Here is a 15,569-nt window from a genome sequence, read left to right on the forward strand (position 1 = left end):
ATGCTGAGCTGGAATAAGAGCCACTGTATATCCTAGCTCTTGAAATATTCTGCCCCAATGATGAGAAGTTGCACATGACTCCATTGCTAGAGCAGTTTGCTCTGGTAGTTGGCGGACAGTATCGAGAAGCTTATCTCGCTTTACCTTTCTGTTTGATAAAATTTGTCCATTTGTACCCAGAACACACACTTGGAAGAGATTTTTCGCTATATCAATACCGACAACTTTAATAGACATACTTGTTACTCCTGCTCTTAATGGTTGTACTATTAGTTTGGCACAACGACGCTAGAAGGGAGGTGCGTCCATCACATCAAAGCCTTTTAAATAAAATCCTTCCGGGTAGGCGGAATCAACAGGGTGATCAGCCGCTTGTTCAAAACGTTCGATAAATTTGACCTCCCGTTGTGCATCCAGCGCTGCATCGGCAATAATTTTCTGAAATAGAACTTGGTCCATCAAACCCGAACAAGAGTAGGTGAGTAACGTTCCGCCGGGTTTGAGTATCTGCATTGCCAGCATATTAATGTCTTTATATCCACGGCAAGCACCAGAAAGCTGAGCTTTAGAATCAGCAAATTTAGGGGGATCCATAATGACCACATCAAATTGTGTGCCTTGATCTCGATATTCCCGTAGCAGTTTGAAGACATCTGCGTTTAAAAAAACGGCCCGTTTTTTACTGATATCAAATTCATTGATTGTTGCATTTAGCTTAGCGGTATCAAGGGCTGGTTGTGATACGTCAGCATTGATCACCCGCTTCGCTCCACCTTTCAAAGCATATAGCCCAAAGCCACCTGTGTAAGAGAAACAGTTAAGTACCTCTTTATCTTTCACATATTTCATAGATTGATAGCGGCTGTCGCGTTGATCAAGGTAGAAACCAGTTTTGTGCCCACCTACGATGTCCACACTGATTTTGACTCCATTTTCTTCGATAACCACAGACTCAGGCGGCATTTCTCCATGGAGTATTCCCACTCGTTCTTCTAATCCCTCTTTCTTTCGTACGGCGACATCGGAACGCTCGTAAATCGAGCAGTCAGGAAAGCAGTGTTTGAGCGCTGCTATAAGGTTATCTTTGTGGTATTCCGCACCTGCACTGAGTAACTGGCAAACCAGATACTGTTGATATTTGTCGATGGTGATCCCAGGTAAACCATCTGATTCTGCAGCAATTAACCGATATCCAGTGACGCCGTCACGTAAGATGAACTCCTCTCGTAACTGCTGGGCTTTCTCAATACGGTTAATGAAGAAATGAGTGTCGATTGTTTGATTGTCAAAGCTCCATACTCGAGCTCGAATCTGTGAATGAGGAGAGTAGGCCGCTTTTGCTAACCATTGGCCACTATGGCTATAAACATCAACGGTTTCTCCTAACTGTGGAGCGCCTTCTACTTTGCTGATACCACGGGAAAAAATCCAAGGATGACGGCGGCGTAGAGATTTGTCACGGTCTTTGACCAAATAGATTGCAGGAGTCATAGGGCTACATACATGTTTCAGAAAAAAGGGCGCGTATTGTCATGTAACTGATGATGAAATGCAAACAAGGATCATCACTGCTATATATTATTATAAACCATGGTTACGATACTAAGCGTATCCATTAAGGAGAACACCATGACAGTACAGTGTGACAAATTTATCGTCTCAGGGATGGTTCAAGGGGTTGGGTTTCGTTACCACACGGCACATCAAGCGCTCAAGTTAGGGCTAACGGGGTATGCGAAGAATTTAAATAGTGGTGATGTTGAAGTGGTGGCTTGTGGTGACCAGACTAAGATCAAGGCATTTTTCGAATGGCTACAGAAAGGCCCTAAAAGCGCTCAAGTGGATCAGGTTGAGCGCAGTATAATTATGCTTGAAGCGTATTATCAGGGGTTTCAAATTCTTTAGCGGTGTAGCTATGCTGACTTACAAGCATTTCGCAGGCTTGGGTAACCCTGCGAGTTTAGTCGCTTGTTTCGCTGGGCCTTTGGGGAAGAGTTTAAAGAGATACTTGCTGTTTCCTTTTTCAGGGCCGTGTGCTTTTTCCATCGCTTTGACTAACATTCGGATAGCGGGTGAGGTGTTGAACTCCAAATAAAATTGGCGAACAAAATGTACAACTTCTAAGTGAGCATCACTCAGAACAATGCCTTCTTCTTTAGCAAGTGGTTCAATCATACCTTCTTCCCATATGGTGTGATCGAGTAAATAGCCTTGTGAATCTGTTTCGACGGTTTTACCGTTATATTCAAACATAGTGAGTTGCCTAAACCGAAAGAGGGCATAGAGTAATGGAGAGAAAGAAGAAGCTCAAGGAAAAATAAAAGCCCGAAAAGGGCTTTCGGGCTTAGTAAGAATGAAGTAAATGGCGAGGAATTAATTAGTCGCGCATAATACCAAGAATGCTCAGTAAGCTGATAAACAGGTTGTAAATTGAGACATACAGAGTCACTGTGGCAGAAATATAGTTTGTTTCTCCGCCACGTACAATTTGTTGTGTTGTAAGCAAGATAGCGCCTGTTGAAAACAATACAAACATTCCGCTCATCGCCAAATAGAGCATAGGCATTTGTAGGAAAATATTGGCAACCATACCCACCAATAACACAACAAAGCCCGCCATCAACATGCCACCTAAGAAAGAGAGGTCACGTTTTGTTGTTAGAGCATAAGCAGAAGCGCCCATAAAGGCGAGTGCCGTTCCTCCTAGCGCGGTGAGAACGATATCGCCCATTCCTGCGCCAATATACATGTTGAGAATGGGGCCTACGGTGTAACCTAAAAATCCAGTAAACAAGAAGGTAAAGACGAGGCCTAAACCGTTGTTACGGTTTTTCTCTGTCAAAAACAGTAGGCCATAAAACCCGACTAACATGATCAGTAAACCCGGTCTTGGCAGGTTCATTGCCATAGAAATTCCTGCCACGACGGCTGACCATAGTAAAGTCATAGAAAGCAGCGCATAGGTGTTTCTGAGCACTTTGTTGGTTTGTAGAGCACTGTCATAAGACGAGGTGCGCGAATACATAGGACTATTCATACTCTTCCTCATAGAAGGTGGTGATATTTATATAGACAGTTATGGGGGAAAAAGTTTCCAATTTCAATCCCATACCTGCCTTTTCCTTTCTCAGAATCATAATCCAATTAAAAGGGTTATGTGTGAACAAGTTGTAACGCAATATTACCAGCTTTCTCTGTAGAACACCTAGTGATGAAGAATTTGTGCTAAAAAGTTTTGTGTTCGCTCTGACTGAGGATGATGAAAGAAATTATGAGGCGTATTTTCTTCAATAATTTCTCCTCCATCCATAAAGATAACGCGATCCGCCACTTCTTTAGCAAAGCCCATCTCGTGGGTAACACAAAGCATGGTCATACCTTCTTGGGCTAGTTCAGTCATTACATCTAGGACTTCACGCACCATTTCTGGGTCAAGGGCGGAGGTGGGTTCATCAAACAACATTATCTGAGGGTTCATACATAATGAACGAGCGATAGCGACGCGTTGTTGTTGCCCTCCGGATAGCTGACCGGGATATTTATCCGCTTGATCTGGAATTTTTACCCGCTGCAAATATTTCATGGCTTCCGCTTCTGCTTCCTCTTTCGGTATCTTTTTGACCCAAATAGGGGCTAGGGTGCAGTTTTCTAATACGGTTAAATGAGGAAAAAGATTAAAGTGCTGAAAACACATTCCCACTTCTCGCCTTACGGTTTCAATATCTTTTAAATCTTCGGTCAGCTCATGACCTGACACGAAAATTTTCCCTTGCTGGTGTTCTTCGAGTCGATTAATGCAGCGGATCATCGTAGATTTTCCTGATCCTGAGGGCCCACAAATTACAATGCGTTCTCCCTTTTTTACATTCAAGTTAATATTCTTCAGTACGTGAAAATCACCGTACCATTTATTCATGTTTTGAATATCAATGACTGGGTGGTGTTGTGTCATCATGGTTTGAATCCTTTATTCTTTATTTAGTGTTTATGACCAGTATGCAGCTTTTTCTCAAGCCAAATGGAGTAGCGAGACATCCCAAAACAAAACAGCCAGAAAACAAAAGCGACAAAAACATAGCTTTCGGTGGCGAAGCCTAACCATTCAGGATCGGTGTTTGCTGATTGTCCAATTCCCAGCACATCAAACATGCCGATGATTAACACCAGGCTGGTATCTTTGAAGAGGCTGATAAAAGTATTCACAATAGAAGGAATGCTCACTTTCAATGCTTGAGGAAGAATGACGAGGCCCATTGTTTTCCAGTAACTAAACCCCAAAGCATCAGCGGCTTCATACTGCCCTTTGGGAATGGCTTGTAATCCGCCTCGAATCACTTCTGCCATATAGGCTGAGCTAAACATGATCACGCCCAGTAAAGCACGAACCAGTTTGTCTATTTCTGTTCCATGAGATAAAAACAGCGGTAACATAACAGAAGCCATAAAGAGGATGGTGATGAGTGGTACACCTCGCCAGACTTCAATATAGATGGTGGATAAACTGCGGATGATGGGCATGTTAGAGCGCCGTCCGAGTGCGAGTAATATCCCTATTGGTAGTGAAGCGATGATGCCCACTAAGGCAATGACTAAGGTAATGAGTAGCCCGCCCCAGCGGTGAGTTTCCACCACTTCTAACCCAAAGACACCTCCATAGAGAAGAGTAGCGATAAGGCAAGGATAGACGGTAATAAAGAAGGTCCAGATTCCTGCTTTCTTTGGCGTTTTCTCATAAGCCAATAGCAGGATCAGAATTGCCAGTGAGGCAAAAAAGAGACGGGGCCTCCACAGCCCTGCTTGTGGATAAAATCCATACATGAATTGTTCCCAACGAACAGAGATAAACACCCAACAAGCACCATCACTGCGACAGTCATCACGAGTTGAACCGACCCAATCTGCATTTATAAAAGACCAATCGAGCAGTGTCCAAGCGGCACTGAAAGCAAAGTAACCTAATAGCAGGGTAAATAGGGTGCTGAGCGGCCCATTAAACAGGTTTTTCTTGAGCCAATGGATGCTTGTCTCTAATTGACGACGTGGGGAAGTATTGGGCTGAAATGGATAGGTAGTCATCATTATTTCTCCACTAGAGCAACTTTGCGGTTATAAATATTCATTAATGCAGAGGTCAACAAACTGAGCGCCAGATAAACCCCCATCGTCATAGCGATGATTTCGATGGCTTGCCCAGTTTGGTTGAGAGTGGTTCCAGCAAAAACGGAAACGAGATCGGGATAACCGATCGCCATGGCTAATGATGAGTTCTTGGTCAAATTGAGGTACTGACTGGTGAGTGGTGGCACAATGATTCGCATGGCTTGGGGAATGATGACCAATTTCAGAGTTTTACTTCTAGGTAAACCCAGTGCCATTGCGGCTTCTGTTTGACCTTGGCTTATCCCATTAATACCAGAGCGAACAGTCTCAGCAATAAATGCAGCGGTATAGATGCTCAATGCAATTAATAGAGCGACCAATTCTGGGATGATGCTTACACCACCGCGGTAATTAAAGCCCCGTAATTCAGGATATTGAAATGAAATAGGCATCCCAGATAACCCGTAAGCCAGCAGTGGTAACCCAAGGCTCATTGCTAACACGACGCGAAAGATAAGACGTGATTGAGCGGTTTTTTGGGATCGTTTTTTTCTCCAAAGTATGATGCCTACTGTGCCAAATAGACCCAGAGTGAACGCAATCAAAACCCATAGACTTTGGGGTTCAAAGGTGATGGAAGGTAAGAATAAACCACGAACATTTAGAAATACGGCTCCGCCCAAACTCAGGCTCTCCCTTGGGGAGGGTAGGGCTTGTAATACCGCGAAATACCAGAAGAAAATTTGTAATAGTAGGGGAATATTACGGAAGGTTTCCACATAAAGTGCCGCTAATCGATTCACCAGCCAATTTGAGGAGAGGCGGGCAATTCCTATCATAAACCCTAACACGGTTGCGAAGAAAATGCCTAATAGCGAAACTAATCCTGTATTGAGTAAACCGACAATGAATGTTCGTCCATAAGAATGGCTTTCATTATAATCAATTAAAGATAAACCTATGCCAAATCCAGCAGGTTGATCCAAAAAGCTGAATCCCGTGGCGATGCCTCGGGCATTGAGATTGGAAAGTGTGTTGTTGATTATGGTATAGAACAAAAAAATCAGTGCGATGACCGCAAGCAACTGAAATAAAAAAGAGCGAACGGTTGGGTTATAGATAAAACGGATTTTTCTATGTGTAAGCCTGATTTTATCTGTATTGTCGCTTATTTTAAGCGCAGCAAGGGGCTCAGGTTTCATACAATGATAACCTCAAAATCGATAATAAATAACGGGGCGGGGGAAATTCCCCACAAGAGATGAGCAGTAACCCTTATTGGGTTACTGCTTGCTTTTAAGATTAGCGAATAGGGGGTGCGTACATAAAGCCACCTGCATTCCAGAGCGCGTTGGCACCACGAGCAATTTGTAATGGGGAACCTTTTCCGACCGTTCGCTCGAAACTTTCTCCATAGTTACCCACTTGCTTGATGATTTGATATCCCCAATCATCACGAAGACCAAGAGCTTGTCCTTTCGGGCCATCAACACCAAGAATACGCTTCACATCAGGGTTTTCAGATTTAAGCATTTGATCGGCATTGGCAGAAGTAATGCCATATTCTTCGGCATTGATCATGGCAAAAAGGGTCCACTTGGCGATATTGAACCAGCGATCATCATCTTGACGAACCACGGGCCCAAGTGGCTCTTTAGAGATGACTTCTGGAAGCACCGTTGCAGAGTCTGGTTTAGAGAGATTCAGTCGAAGTGCATATAAGCCGGAAAGATCATCTGTTAAAACATCACAGCGTCCAGAATCAAAACCACGGGCCGTCTGAGCGGTAGTATCAAAAACAACCGGTTTGTAGCTCATACCTTGCGTTCTAAAGTAATCGGCTAGGTTTAGCTCAGTCGTTGTGCCTGCTTGAACACATACCGAAGCCCCATCAAGCTCTTTGGCACTATGGATTCCCAGTTCTTTTTTGACCATAAAACCTTGGCCGTCATAGTAATTGGTACCAACAAAAGTCAGGCCAAGCGCGGTATCACGATGTAACGTCCATGTGGTATTGCGTGACAGAATATCCACTTCACCAGATTGTAAAGCTGTAAATCGTTCTTTGGCGGTAAGGGGAACATACTTCACTTTCGTTTTATCTCCCAATACTGCTGCGGCAACGGCTTGGCAATATTCCACATCAATACCTTCCCATTCACCCCTTGCATTGGGGTTAGAAAAACCGGGTAACCCTGTACTTACCCCACAACTTAAAGTTCCTTGAGTTAATACTTTATTTAAAGTACCACTAGCGGCTTGTGCACTATTTATGGTAAAGGTGGAGGCAACAATGGTTGCCGCGATAAGTGTCAATTTATATGCCATGATTATTTTCCTGTCTGTTCCATGGTGATAAGCGAGTGTTAATGGTCAATCTTTTATTCTTAGTCATTAATGTGCTTTTAAAGGGGTATATGACAATCACATTAATGCTTGACCTGAGATAAGCATGGCTAAATGTTATTTACTTGTAAATAGTGCAACGGAGAACGATCTTGGTGCAACAGAGCAGAGGAAATGGAAATGCCTTACTCTTGTTTTCATTATTTAATTTGTGGTTATTATTTGAAATAAAAAACTATAAACCTAGGTAAATTTGGTGAAAAATTATTTACCATCTGGTGATATTCTCTTTTGATGCACCTTTTTTGGTAGCATCTTCTAAATGGTGTAAAAGGTAGAGATATAATGCGTTATTTCCCCTTGTTTCTTGATTTATTGAATAAAGCGGTATTAGTCGTCGGTGGTGGTGAGGTGGCATGTCGAAAAATTGAAACCCTGCTGCGTGCTGGCGCTCATGTTACGGTGGTTTCTCCGCAAATCGCCTCACCGATTCAGGTGTGGGTGGAACAAGGGCGTTGCCAGTGGGTGAAAAATTTTTATTCTTCACAGTTTGTCACGAAAGAGTATCGTCAGGTGTGGGCGACCACCGATAACCCTGAACTTAATCATCAAGTTTATCGTGATGCGACTGCGGCTGGTATTTTAGTGAATGTGGTGGATGACCAACCTTATTGTGATTTTATTACCCCTTCCATCTTGGAGAGGGGGCGAATTCAGATAGCGATTTCCAGCGGCGGCGCTTCTCCGGTATTAATTCGTAATGTTCGAGAAACATTAGAAACGGTTCTACCACACAACCTCGCACTATTGGCCGATTTTGGTGCCTCTAAACGTAATTCGATTAAAGAATATTTACCTACCGTCAATCTCAGACGTAAATTTTGGGAACATTTTTTTGCGCAAAACACCGTGAAAAATGCGACGAGTCGTGAAGCCTTGGAAACGTGTTATCGAGCGGCTCTCACGGAAGAAATCAACGAACGTGGCGAAGTCGTTTGGATAGAATATGACACAGATGTCGAGCTCTTACCCTTGAAAGCATTGCGTTATATGCAGCAAGCGGAATTGGTGTTGTTCGAGCAAGCCTGTCCCTATGAGTATATTGATCTCTGCCGCCGTGATGCTGAGCGAGAAAGTTTTACTCACCCCGGGCAACTGAATGAACGTTTAGGGGTGGCTAAACAAGCGCAACAAAGCGTCGTGGTGATGGTTCCTTCTGGCAAGCATGACTATCTATTACTACAAGGGCAAGAACGGGTATTAAAACAAGGGAGAGAAGGGTAACGAAACGGCGTTACCCTATCTGTGAATACGGTTAGCGTAGAGCAAATTGTTCAATAGCGACCGCAACGCCATCTTCATCATTGCTCAAGGTAATATGGTCGGCAATTTTTTTCGTTGCTTCCATGGCATTGGCCATTGCAATACCAAGCCCAGCATACTGCAACATATGGTGATCATTTTCTGCATCCCCCATACAAATCACCTCTTTGGCATGAATCCCCAAATGGTCGGCTATCGCTTTGACCCCGATGCCCTTATTGCTGTTTGGATTTAGAAATTCGAGGAAAAAGGCTGCACTTTGTACAATGGTATAGTCTTGATGTAATGAAGACGGTAACTGACGGATGGCGGCGGTTAATGCTTCAGGTTCGGCAACCATCATCGCTTTGATAATCGGATGATCATCTTCTAATTGTTCAAAATCCATCTCGGTAATGGCCAAATCATTAATCGTGGCTTCGACTTCAGTGTATTGGCTGATTTTAGGGGTGATTAGCCCATGAGTTTGGCTGAAAGCATGAGCATTCACCCCGAGCTCTTTGGCTAAGCGAGCGACCATTTTCGCTGAGCGACCATCAATGATCTGCTGATAAATGATATCACCGGTCCCCACGTTCTGTACTACGGAGCCATTGTAGTGGAGAACGTAGTCATCCTGTGAAGTGAGGTTTAACTCTTCCAGTTTACTGCGCATACCAGCCAGCGGACGTCCAGAAGCAAGAACGATGTGAATTCCTTGTTCCCGAGCTTTTGCAATGGCCTGTTTGGTACGTGGTGAAATCTGTTTCTGGCTATTAAGCAGGGTGCCATCCATATCAAGAGCGATCAATTTATACATGTGTTACCTAAAGTGATGGAATCAGACCAATTAAAACATGACAAGATACGCGTTTTCTATGAAAACTAAAAGTAACCTTGTACAACAATCAAGCACTGGCTCAAATTATGAAGCTGTTTTTTTCTTTTATCCGCTCGGTTTTAAATTGACCTAACGAAGCGCATCTATTAAGGTCTGCGACCTGAAATTGATAACGATAGATTAGGCCGTTGACCTTGTATAAAGTAAACGAAATATTTGAGACCATTCAAGGCGAAGGCGTCTTTACTGGGGTTCCCGCTGTCTTTGTTCGCTTGCAATATTGCCCGGTTGGTTGTGCTTGGTGCGATACTAAACAGACTTGGCAGGCGTTCGAGCAAGATCAGCGCAGTATGGAGCAAATCATCGTAAAGCAAGGTGATAGCCCGACATGGTGTTCGGTGTCTGCTGATGAAATTATTTTGCAATATCATCGACAAGGTTATTCAGCCAAACATATTGTTATTACGGGCGGAGAGCCGTGCTTTTATGATCTTTTACCCTTGACGCAGGCGTTTGAAGCTATCGGCTGTCAATGTCAAATTGAAACCAGTGGTACTTTTGAGGTTCGAGCCAGTGAGCATACTTGGGTGACCGTCTCACCGAAAATTGCCATGAAAGGCAAATTACCTGTGTTAACGTCGGCGTTACTGCGAGCTAATGAAATTAAACACCCAGTGGGAACAGAAAAAGATATCGAGCAGCTAGAGGCTTTATTAAACCAAGTTCCGCTACCCGAATCGACGGTCATCGCTTTACAACCACTGAGCCAAAAGCCACGAGCGACGCAATTATGCATTGAAGCTTGTATTGCCCGCAACTGGCGGCTATCCATTCAAACCCATAAATATCTAAATATCGCGTAGAGGATGTCAATATGAACAAAGCTGTTGTGGTGTTCAGTGGTGGACAAGATTCAACGACCTGTCTCGTTCAAGCGCTAAAAGAGTACGACGAAGTTCATGCCATTACCTTTGATTATGGCCAGCGCCATCGTCTAGAAATTGAGGTGGCGAAAAAATTATCAGCGAAATTAGGCGTCAAAGCGCATAAAGTGATGGATGTCACTTTGCTCAATGAGCTGGCAGTTAGCTCTTTGACGCGTGATGAAATTCCTGTTTCGCATGAACAGCAAGATAATGGCTTACCCAACTCTTTTGTGCCTGGGCGAAATATCCTCTTTTTAACTTTAGCCGGTATTTATGCTTACCAAATCGGTGCTGACACTATCATTACCGGCGTCTGTGAAACCGATTTTTCTGGCTATCCTGATTGCCGAGATGAATTTGTCAAAGCGATGAATCAGGCCCTTATTCAAGGGATGGCGAGAGCATTAGATATTCGTACACCTTTAATGTGGCTCAATAAAGCCGAAACATGGGCACTGGCTGATCAGTATCAAGCTTTGGAATTGATCCGCCATGAAACCTTAACTTGTTATAACGGAATCATGGGCGATGGGTGTGGGGCTTGTCCCTCTTGTGATTTGAGAAAAGCGGGGTTGGAGCAATATTTGGCAGACAAAACCGTGTGGACGAAGTCGTTGCTTACTAAGCAATCCAGTAGAAATAAGTAATAGCAGAAGTCTGTCACGATAAATAACTCATTTCCCTGTATGTAAAAACAGTGTTTTTACTTGACAAAGAAACCAACTGCACTATGCTGGATATATAACCAGTGGTAAAGGAGGTCATCTATGTTGTGGGAGACATTAGAACGAGTTAACCGCCTGCGCCAACAGGCGATGTCTGATCCAGAATTTATGGAGTCAGCAAAAAATCATGAAGAAACCCTAAAGCAGGTCGAACAAGAGTTTGAGCCTAAACGTCGGCGTAAAACCAAATCTGCAAAAGATAAAAAGCTGGCCGATATTTATAAGCAAACGGAATTTAGCTACAACCCTTCTGGTATAAAACACTGAGCATTTTACGCCCCTATATCAATAATGGGGCGTAAAAGTCTTTAATGCCTCGATGAAAAAGAGGAAGTATAGCTTCGTCCATATTTTTCGTTGTTTGAATGGTTATTTTCATCTTGCCGCTTTATTTTCCATATTCTCTTTGAGTATTACTGGCTAAACTATAAGTAATATTGATTTATCCTCCCTGAATTAACGTGTTAAGTGAATGGGATAAATCAATGGAAGGAAAGGGGGTAAACCCTCCCATCCATGGGCGTAGGGGTGATAGAGATGAAAAATAGACTGTTCGGACTGAGAAGGTTTATTGTGGTCGGGATCCTAGTGTTAGCCACTATGATTGCTTCTGGCTATTTTTATTGGCGTAGCACAGATGTCGCATTCTTATACCTACTCATGAGTGAAAGCTTAATGATGAGTTAAAAATCAGCTTTAACCACGTAGTAAGGATTTGTTGGCTTTTTGATGTGACCAAGTTTAGAGCGAACTAACTGGTTCCACAACGTTTTATCAAAATGGCCTTTAGGGATTGAAGGGTAAAGCGTGTCAACTTCTTCATAAGCATAACGCATAAACTCTTTCTTTTTTGTTTGATTATACGCGTTGACCACCAAATTGTACTGTTTCATCCATTCTTGTTTAAAGGCTCGTAAAGCTGGTTCTGCTTGTTCAAGCGGAAGCCGAGAGAGATACACTCGTTTGTAGGCTACTTTTCTATCTATCATCGTCAGCATCGTCGTTTGAATATAGCGGCCGTGATGTGTGATAGAAATATCTTGCTCCGAAAAGGGTGTTAGGCACCAGCCTTTTGGTAAGAACGCATTTTTCTTATATTGCTTATTACGTACGGTTAGAGCTTCATGTAAAACAATATCCGATGTCCCTCGAAAAGTCGCTTGCCATTTTGCAATACGCACTTGGATCGACCCCGGTAGACGGAATACATGTATAAATTTATCTTGAGTCATAGTAATACGATGATCCAGTAAGTCTATTTAACGACAAATACATCTTACCCAGTATGGTTATAATCGGGTTTTGAAATACGTTAATACTGACCTAGCCAAACAGCGCACACTCGTGGACGATTTTTATAATATATCGAGCGCGGGGGAGCTATTCTACACTGAATCGGCCCCCATGCCCAAATAACTTTTAATGGCTTAATAAGATGAGCCCACTTGGCAAAGTATCGCCAAACATTCGTTTTGATTCACCGGCTGATAGTTCACCACGGCTGTCCATCAGATGGATCCATGATGTCGGTGCTTTACACTGTTTTAACTTCTCTGTGACTTGTTGGCGAATATCGTCTCGAATATCCAGCGTTCTATCTCCAGTCTTACGGCAAATCATCACACATGCAAAAGCGATCATTGGTTCACGTTGCCAATCTTGTTCAAGCAGTTTCGGTAACCATTGTTCGACGATGTCTCGTGGAATCACCGTGTGTTGGCTAGCGTAAAGCGGAGTACGAGAGGCTAGCCGTCCGACTGCCCACCAGTGGGCTTGTTCAAATTGGTGCTGATGGTAAGCTTTATTTAAAAACCACTGCGTTAACAGAATCTTATCTTCTACCTCTAAATGCTCAAGAGAGGCCGCAAGGCGAACCATAGCTTCATATCCCATCTCTTGAGCCGCTTTTGCTGTCTGTGGGTTTTTTGTTGCTCCCGGATGAAGGTATTTAGCGATATCCGCTAGAATCGTTTCTTGCTGCTCTTGATTGAGTCCACCGGCAATACGACGCCAGAAAACCCACCAGTCACTCCAGCCTTGATGATTTTGAAATTGAATGCCTTGCTGATAAAGCCCCCACATTTGTTCGATTCGCCATGAGTCCGTGGCATCACCAAAACCGGGGCGGAGGGTAAAACCGGCTAAGCGTAGCCAATTTTTTTCATGTTGTTTTGAGCGGCGGCGACGTTTACGTCCTTGTGCTAAGGTATCAAAAAGTTGACGTAGGGTAATGAAGTCCCACTCATCGCGTTTTCCTAACCTTTTTTCAAGATCTTTGGTGAGTGTTTTAATCTCATGGCCTTCACTGCTTTTTTTATTACCACTGTAGAGGCGTGAGATCAGTGATTGACACTCCACTAGGTGAGGGGAGAGTGCGGCAGGCTCCGTTTCCAGTGCCTTTTGGTGACGTACCTCAAACTCTAAAGCCCAGCGCTTTTGATCATCGTCGATGCTGACACATTCAAGTTTTAAGGTCCCGACTTCGGTTAATTGGCAGGCAAGCTGAACGGTAACCCGTTCTTTTTGGTTTGCCTCAAGCGTTGCCCCTTCACTATCTAAGGCCACAATATAGGGAGGAAGCGGTGTAAATATATCCGGATCCACCTTGACCACGACGCCATTTTGAATTGCGGTATCTTGCGCTATTGTGTCATGTGTTGAGGTGAGTAAGTTAAAACGAACTGGCTCTCCTAGCGTTAATGAGAATCGTCGTCCGGTTAAGCGGATTTCTTGTCCTTCCTCCGTCCCTTTGGCAAGAAGGCAAAGCGCATTACCCATTTTATTTTTTTCTTGTAGATGCAGAAAATAAGAGCGGGCAGCGCCTCCGCCAATTTTCAGTTGCGCACCTCGGCGAGCTTTAGCAAAGGCGACAGCACCAAGGGCTACTGACCAGTCAGGATGTGGGTTATCGAGTAAGGTAATGGGTGATTGTCGCCAGTTTTCTAGCAGTTGTAACAGGCGTTTTGTGATCCGTTCACTATTGAAAACTCCGCCATTGAGTAATAGGCCAACCGGTATCGCAGGTTGATTAGGCTCTTTATGGCCAAGCGCTGCTATAGACACAGGCTGATGTTGATGGAGAAATTCAGCAATATGTTTGCTTATCGCGGGATCGGCCGCATAAGGTAGGCCAAATTCGACCACCGCACTTCGCCTTTTATCAGGGCGTTGTGAAAAATCCGTTAAAGGAAAGAATCCATCCAGCGCTATGCGATGAACGTCTTGCTGACTCAGTGGAATGCTTTTTGTGCCGCCCAAGAGTTTCGAGCCGCTACCCAGCATCGTAATTTTTACCTCTTGTGGTGCATTCGCCGTCAGCAGATTCTCTTTCGCCTTACGAGTTTGTTGGATGAGTTTGGTTAAGTTGGCCGCATTCAATTTTTGGGTTTGGTTTAGTCGCTGCTCTGCGAGATGAGCTAATGCGAGGTCAAGGTTATCTCCCCCGAGCATTAAATGTTCACCGACACCAATACGATTGAGTGCTAATTCACCTTGTTGAAACTGTGCTTCGATCAAACTTAGGTCTGTTGTTCCTCCCCCTATATCGCAGACCAAGATGAGAGGTAGGGTTTGTAGCTCTTGGTGTGCTGTTTTCTGATGTCGGGCGTACCAATCGTAGCAAACGGCTTGTGGTTCTTCTAACAGCCGTATTTTTTTTAGCCCAGCCAATGCCGCGGCTTCAATGGTCAGTTTGCGAGCGGTTTCATCGAAAGAGGCTGGCACTGTCACGACGACTTCTTGATTTTCTAATGGATCACTGGGATGGCGATAGTTCCATGCTTGGCGAATGTGATTAAGATAACTGGCACTGGCAATGACGGGGGAGACTTTTTCAACATCATTAGCGCCTGCCCACGGTAATACATTTGCAGTGCGATCCACCGATTGGTGCGATAGCCAACTTTTGGCACTCGATACTTGACGTCCTGCGACTTTCGAGCCTAACTCTCGTGCCCACTCACCGATAATGACGGGGTCAATATCCCCATCAACCGCCTGATGTTTCCAAGGTAAAGTGAGATCAGCACTAGAAACTTGCCCGTGTGCTGGGTGGTAACGAAAAGAAGGCAGTAATGGCTTTCTGACGACTTCACCGGGACCCACTAATTGATCAATAGGAAACAAGGTGATTTCAGATTGTGACAAATTGTCAGTGATTTCACAGAAGGCGACGACGGTATTCGTTGTGCCTAAGTCAATACCAACCAGAAAACGAGGAGAGCCCATAAGACATACCTTTCATCAGTTAAAGAGCGACATGGGTGAAGAAGCGGTATTTCCCTGTTCGACTTATGAAGGAATATGGGTAAAGTTGGTTCGCCCCAATCA

The 15,569-nt window shown here is 44.0% G+C and carries 17 protein-coding genes; 6 read left to right on the forward strand and 11 right to left on the reverse strand.

Features of this window, described 5'->3' with window-relative positions:
• Both B5D54_RS12965 and B5D54_RS12970 read right to left on the reverse strand, forming a co-directional pair.
• The coding region (locus B5D54_RS12965; protein WP_139364785.1) for an IS110 family transposase at window positions 1-237 on the reverse strand (237 nt) is incomplete at its 3' end.
• A 51-nt stretch (window positions 238-288) separates the two neighbouring features.
• Window positions 289-1,491, reverse strand: coding sequence for a class I SAM-dependent methyltransferase (locus tag B5D54_RS12970; protein ID WP_078926981.1), 1,203 nt, complete (start codon window positions 1,489-1,491; stop codon window positions 289-291).
• A gap of 138 nt (window positions 1,492-1,629) precedes the next feature.
• Between B5D54_RS12970 and yccX the strand changes: the two genes are divergently transcribed.
• On the forward strand, window positions 1,630-1,905 hold the full coding sequence (yccX, locus tag B5D54_RS12975) for an acylphosphatase (RefSeq protein WP_078926982.1): 276 nt from the start codon (window positions 1,630-1,632) through the stop codon (window positions 1,903-1,905).
• A gap of 18 nt (window positions 1,906-1,923) precedes the next feature.
• On the opposite strand, the gene B5D54_RS12980 is transcribed toward yccX, so the two are convergent.
• The 6 genes from B5D54_RS12980 to B5D54_RS13005 all read right to left on the reverse strand — a co-directional run bounded on the left by B5D54_RS12980 (window position 1,924) and on the right by B5D54_RS13005 (window position 7,428).
• Window positions 1,924-2,253, reverse strand: coding sequence for a TusE/DsrC/DsvC family sulfur relay protein (locus B5D54_RS12980; RefSeq protein ID WP_078926983.1), 330 nt, complete (start codon window positions 2,251-2,253; stop codon window positions 1,924-1,926).
• 124 nt (window positions 2,254-2,377) lie between these two features.
• A complete protein-coding gene (locus tag B5D54_RS12985) occupies window positions 2,378-3,037 on the reverse strand; it encodes a Bax inhibitor-1/YccA family protein (RefSeq protein ID WP_078926984.1) in 660 nt (219 codons plus the stop codon).
• Window positions 3,038-3,205: 168 nt separating this feature from the next.
• Entirely contained in the window at window positions 3,206-3,955 is a 750-nt protein-coding gene (locus B5D54_RS12990; protein ID WP_078926985.1) for an amino acid ABC transporter ATP-binding protein, read from the reverse strand.
• A 23-nt stretch (window positions 3,956-3,978) separates the two neighbouring features.
• Complete coding sequence (locus tag B5D54_RS12995) at window positions 3,979-5,076, reverse strand: amino acid ABC transporter permease (protein WP_078927075.1); 1,098 nt, start codon at window positions 5,074-5,076, stop codon at window positions 3,979-3,981.
• 2 nt (window positions 5,077-5,078) lie between these two features.
• On the reverse strand, window positions 5,079-6,272 hold the full coding sequence (locus B5D54_RS13000) for an amino acid ABC transporter permease (RefSeq protein WP_411292381.1): 1,194 nt from the start codon (window positions 6,270-6,272) through the stop codon (window positions 5,079-5,081).
• Between the two features lie 130 nt (window positions 6,273-6,402).
• The gene (locus B5D54_RS13005; protein ID WP_078926987.1) at window positions 6,403-7,428 is read right to left on the reverse strand and encodes an amino acid ABC transporter substrate-binding protein; all 1,026 of its coding nucleotides are present in this window, start codon (window positions 7,426-7,428) and stop codon (window positions 6,403-6,405) included.
• Between the two features lie 363 nt (window positions 7,429-7,791).
• On the opposite strand from B5D54_RS13005, the gene B5D54_RS13010 reads away from it, so the two are divergent.
• Window positions 7,792-8,730 carry a precorrin-2 dehydrogenase/sirohydrochlorin ferrochelatase family protein gene (locus B5D54_RS13010; RefSeq protein ID WP_078926988.1) on the forward strand — a complete coding sequence of 313 codons (939 nt, stop codon included), beginning with the start codon at window positions 7,792-7,794 and terminating at the stop codon, window positions 8,728-8,730.
• A gap of 31 nt (window positions 8,731-8,761) precedes the next feature.
• Here the strand turns inward: B5D54_RS13010 and yidA are convergent, their stop codons facing one another.
• Window positions 8,762-9,568: a sugar-phosphatase gene (gene yidA / locus B5D54_RS13015; protein WP_078926989.1), complete on the reverse strand. Its 807-nt coding sequence runs from the start codon at window positions 9,566-9,568 to the stop codon at window positions 8,762-8,764.
• A gap of 215 nt (window positions 9,569-9,783) precedes the next feature.
• Between yidA and queE the strand changes: the two genes are divergently transcribed.
• The 4 genes from queE (at window position 9,784) to B5D54_RS17235 (ending at window position 11,927) form a co-directional block, all read left to right on the forward strand.
• Entirely contained in the window at window positions 9,784-10,452 is a 669-nt protein-coding gene (queE, locus tag B5D54_RS13020; RefSeq protein WP_078927076.1) for a 7-carboxy-7-deazaguanine synthase QueE, read from the forward strand.
• An 11-nt stretch (window positions 10,453-10,463) separates the two neighbouring features.
• On the forward strand, window positions 10,464-11,162 hold the full coding sequence (gene queC / locus B5D54_RS13025; protein WP_078926990.1) for a 7-cyano-7-deazaguanine synthase QueC: 699 nt from the start codon (window positions 10,464-10,466) through the stop codon (window positions 11,160-11,162).
• Between the two features lie 120 nt (window positions 11,163-11,282).
• Window positions 11,283-11,507 (forward strand): hypothetical protein, encoded by a 225-nt coding sequence (locus B5D54_RS13030; RefSeq protein WP_078926991.1) that lies wholly within the window; start codon window positions 11,283-11,285, stop codon window positions 11,505-11,507.
• Window positions 11,508-11,777: 270 nt separating this feature from the next.
• Window positions 11,778-11,927, forward strand: a complete 150-nt coding sequence (locus tag B5D54_RS17235; RefSeq protein WP_176129402.1) for a hypothetical protein — start codon at window positions 11,778-11,780, stop codon at window positions 11,925-11,927.
• Here the strand turns inward: B5D54_RS17235 and B5D54_RS13035 are convergent.
• Entirely contained in the window at window positions 11,924-12,472 is a 549-nt protein-coding gene (locus tag B5D54_RS13035; protein WP_078926992.1) for an MSHA operon transcriptional regulator, read from the reverse strand. The genes B5D54_RS17235 and B5D54_RS13035 overlap by 4 nt on opposite strands.
• 187 nt (window positions 12,473-12,659) lie before the next feature.
• Complete coding sequence (locus B5D54_RS13040) at window positions 12,660-15,467, reverse strand: Hsp70 family protein (RefSeq protein WP_078926993.1); 2,808 nt, start codon at window positions 15,465-15,467, stop codon at window positions 12,660-12,662.
• Window positions 15,468-15,569 lie beyond the last annotated feature (102 nt).

This window comes from Vibrio cincinnatiensis DSM 19608, from assembly GCF_900167345.1.
GTDB classification, from domain to species: domain Bacteria; phylum Pseudomonadota; class Gammaproteobacteria; order Enterobacterales; family Vibrionaceae; genus Vibrio; species Vibrio cincinnatiensis.

Bases quoted from the DNA above. Each gene is read 5' to 3' on its own strand.
- B5D54_RS12970 (WP_078926981.1), bottom strand. From the start codon at position 1,491: ATGACTCCTGCAATCTATTTGGTCAAAGACCGTGACAAATCTCTACGC.
- yccX (WP_078926982.1), top strand. From the start codon at position 1,630: ATGACAGTACAGTGTGACAAATTTATCGTCTCAGGGATGGTTCAAGGG.
- B5D54_RS12980 (WP_078926983.1), bottom strand. From the start codon at position 2,253: ATGTTTGAATATAACGGTAAAACCGTCGAAACAGATTCACAAGGCTAT.
- B5D54_RS12985 (WP_078926984.1), bottom strand. From the start codon at position 3,037: ATGAATAGTCCTATGTATTCGCGCACCTCGTCTTATGACAGTGCTCTA.
- B5D54_RS12990 (WP_078926985.1), bottom strand. From the start codon at position 3,955: ATGATGACACAACACCACCCAGTCATTGATATTCAAAACATGAATAAA.
- B5D54_RS12995 (WP_078927075.1), bottom strand. From the start codon at position 5,076: ATGACTACCTATCCATTTCAGCCCAATACTTCCCCACGTCGTCAATTA.
- B5D54_RS13005 (WP_078926987.1), bottom strand. From the start codon at position 7,428: ATGGCATATAAATTGACACTTATCGCGGCAACCATTGTTGCCTCCACC.
- B5D54_RS13010 (WP_078926988.1), top strand. From the start codon at position 7,792: ATGCGTTATTTCCCCTTGTTTCTTGATTTATTGAATAAAGCGGTATTA.
- yidA (WP_078926989.1), bottom strand. From the start codon at position 9,568: ATGTATAAATTGATCGCTCTTGATATGGATGGCACCCTGCTTAATAGC.
- queC (WP_078926990.1), top strand. From the start codon at position 10,464: ATGAACAAAGCTGTTGTGGTGTTCAGTGGTGGACAAGATTCAACGACC.
- B5D54_RS13030 (WP_078926991.1), top strand. From the start codon at position 11,283: ATGTTGTGGGAGACATTAGAACGAGTTAACCGCCTGCGCCAACAGGCG.
- B5D54_RS17235 (WP_176129402.1), top strand. From the start codon at position 11,778: ATGAAAAATAGACTGTTCGGACTGAGAAGGTTTATTGTGGTCGGGATC.
- B5D54_RS13035 (WP_078926992.1), bottom strand. From the start codon at position 12,472: ATGACTCAAGATAAATTTATACATGTATTCCGTCTACCGGGGTCGATC.
- B5D54_RS13040 (WP_078926993.1), bottom strand. From the start codon at position 15,467: ATGGGCTCTCCTCGTTTTCTGGTTGGTATTGACTTAGGCACAACGAAT.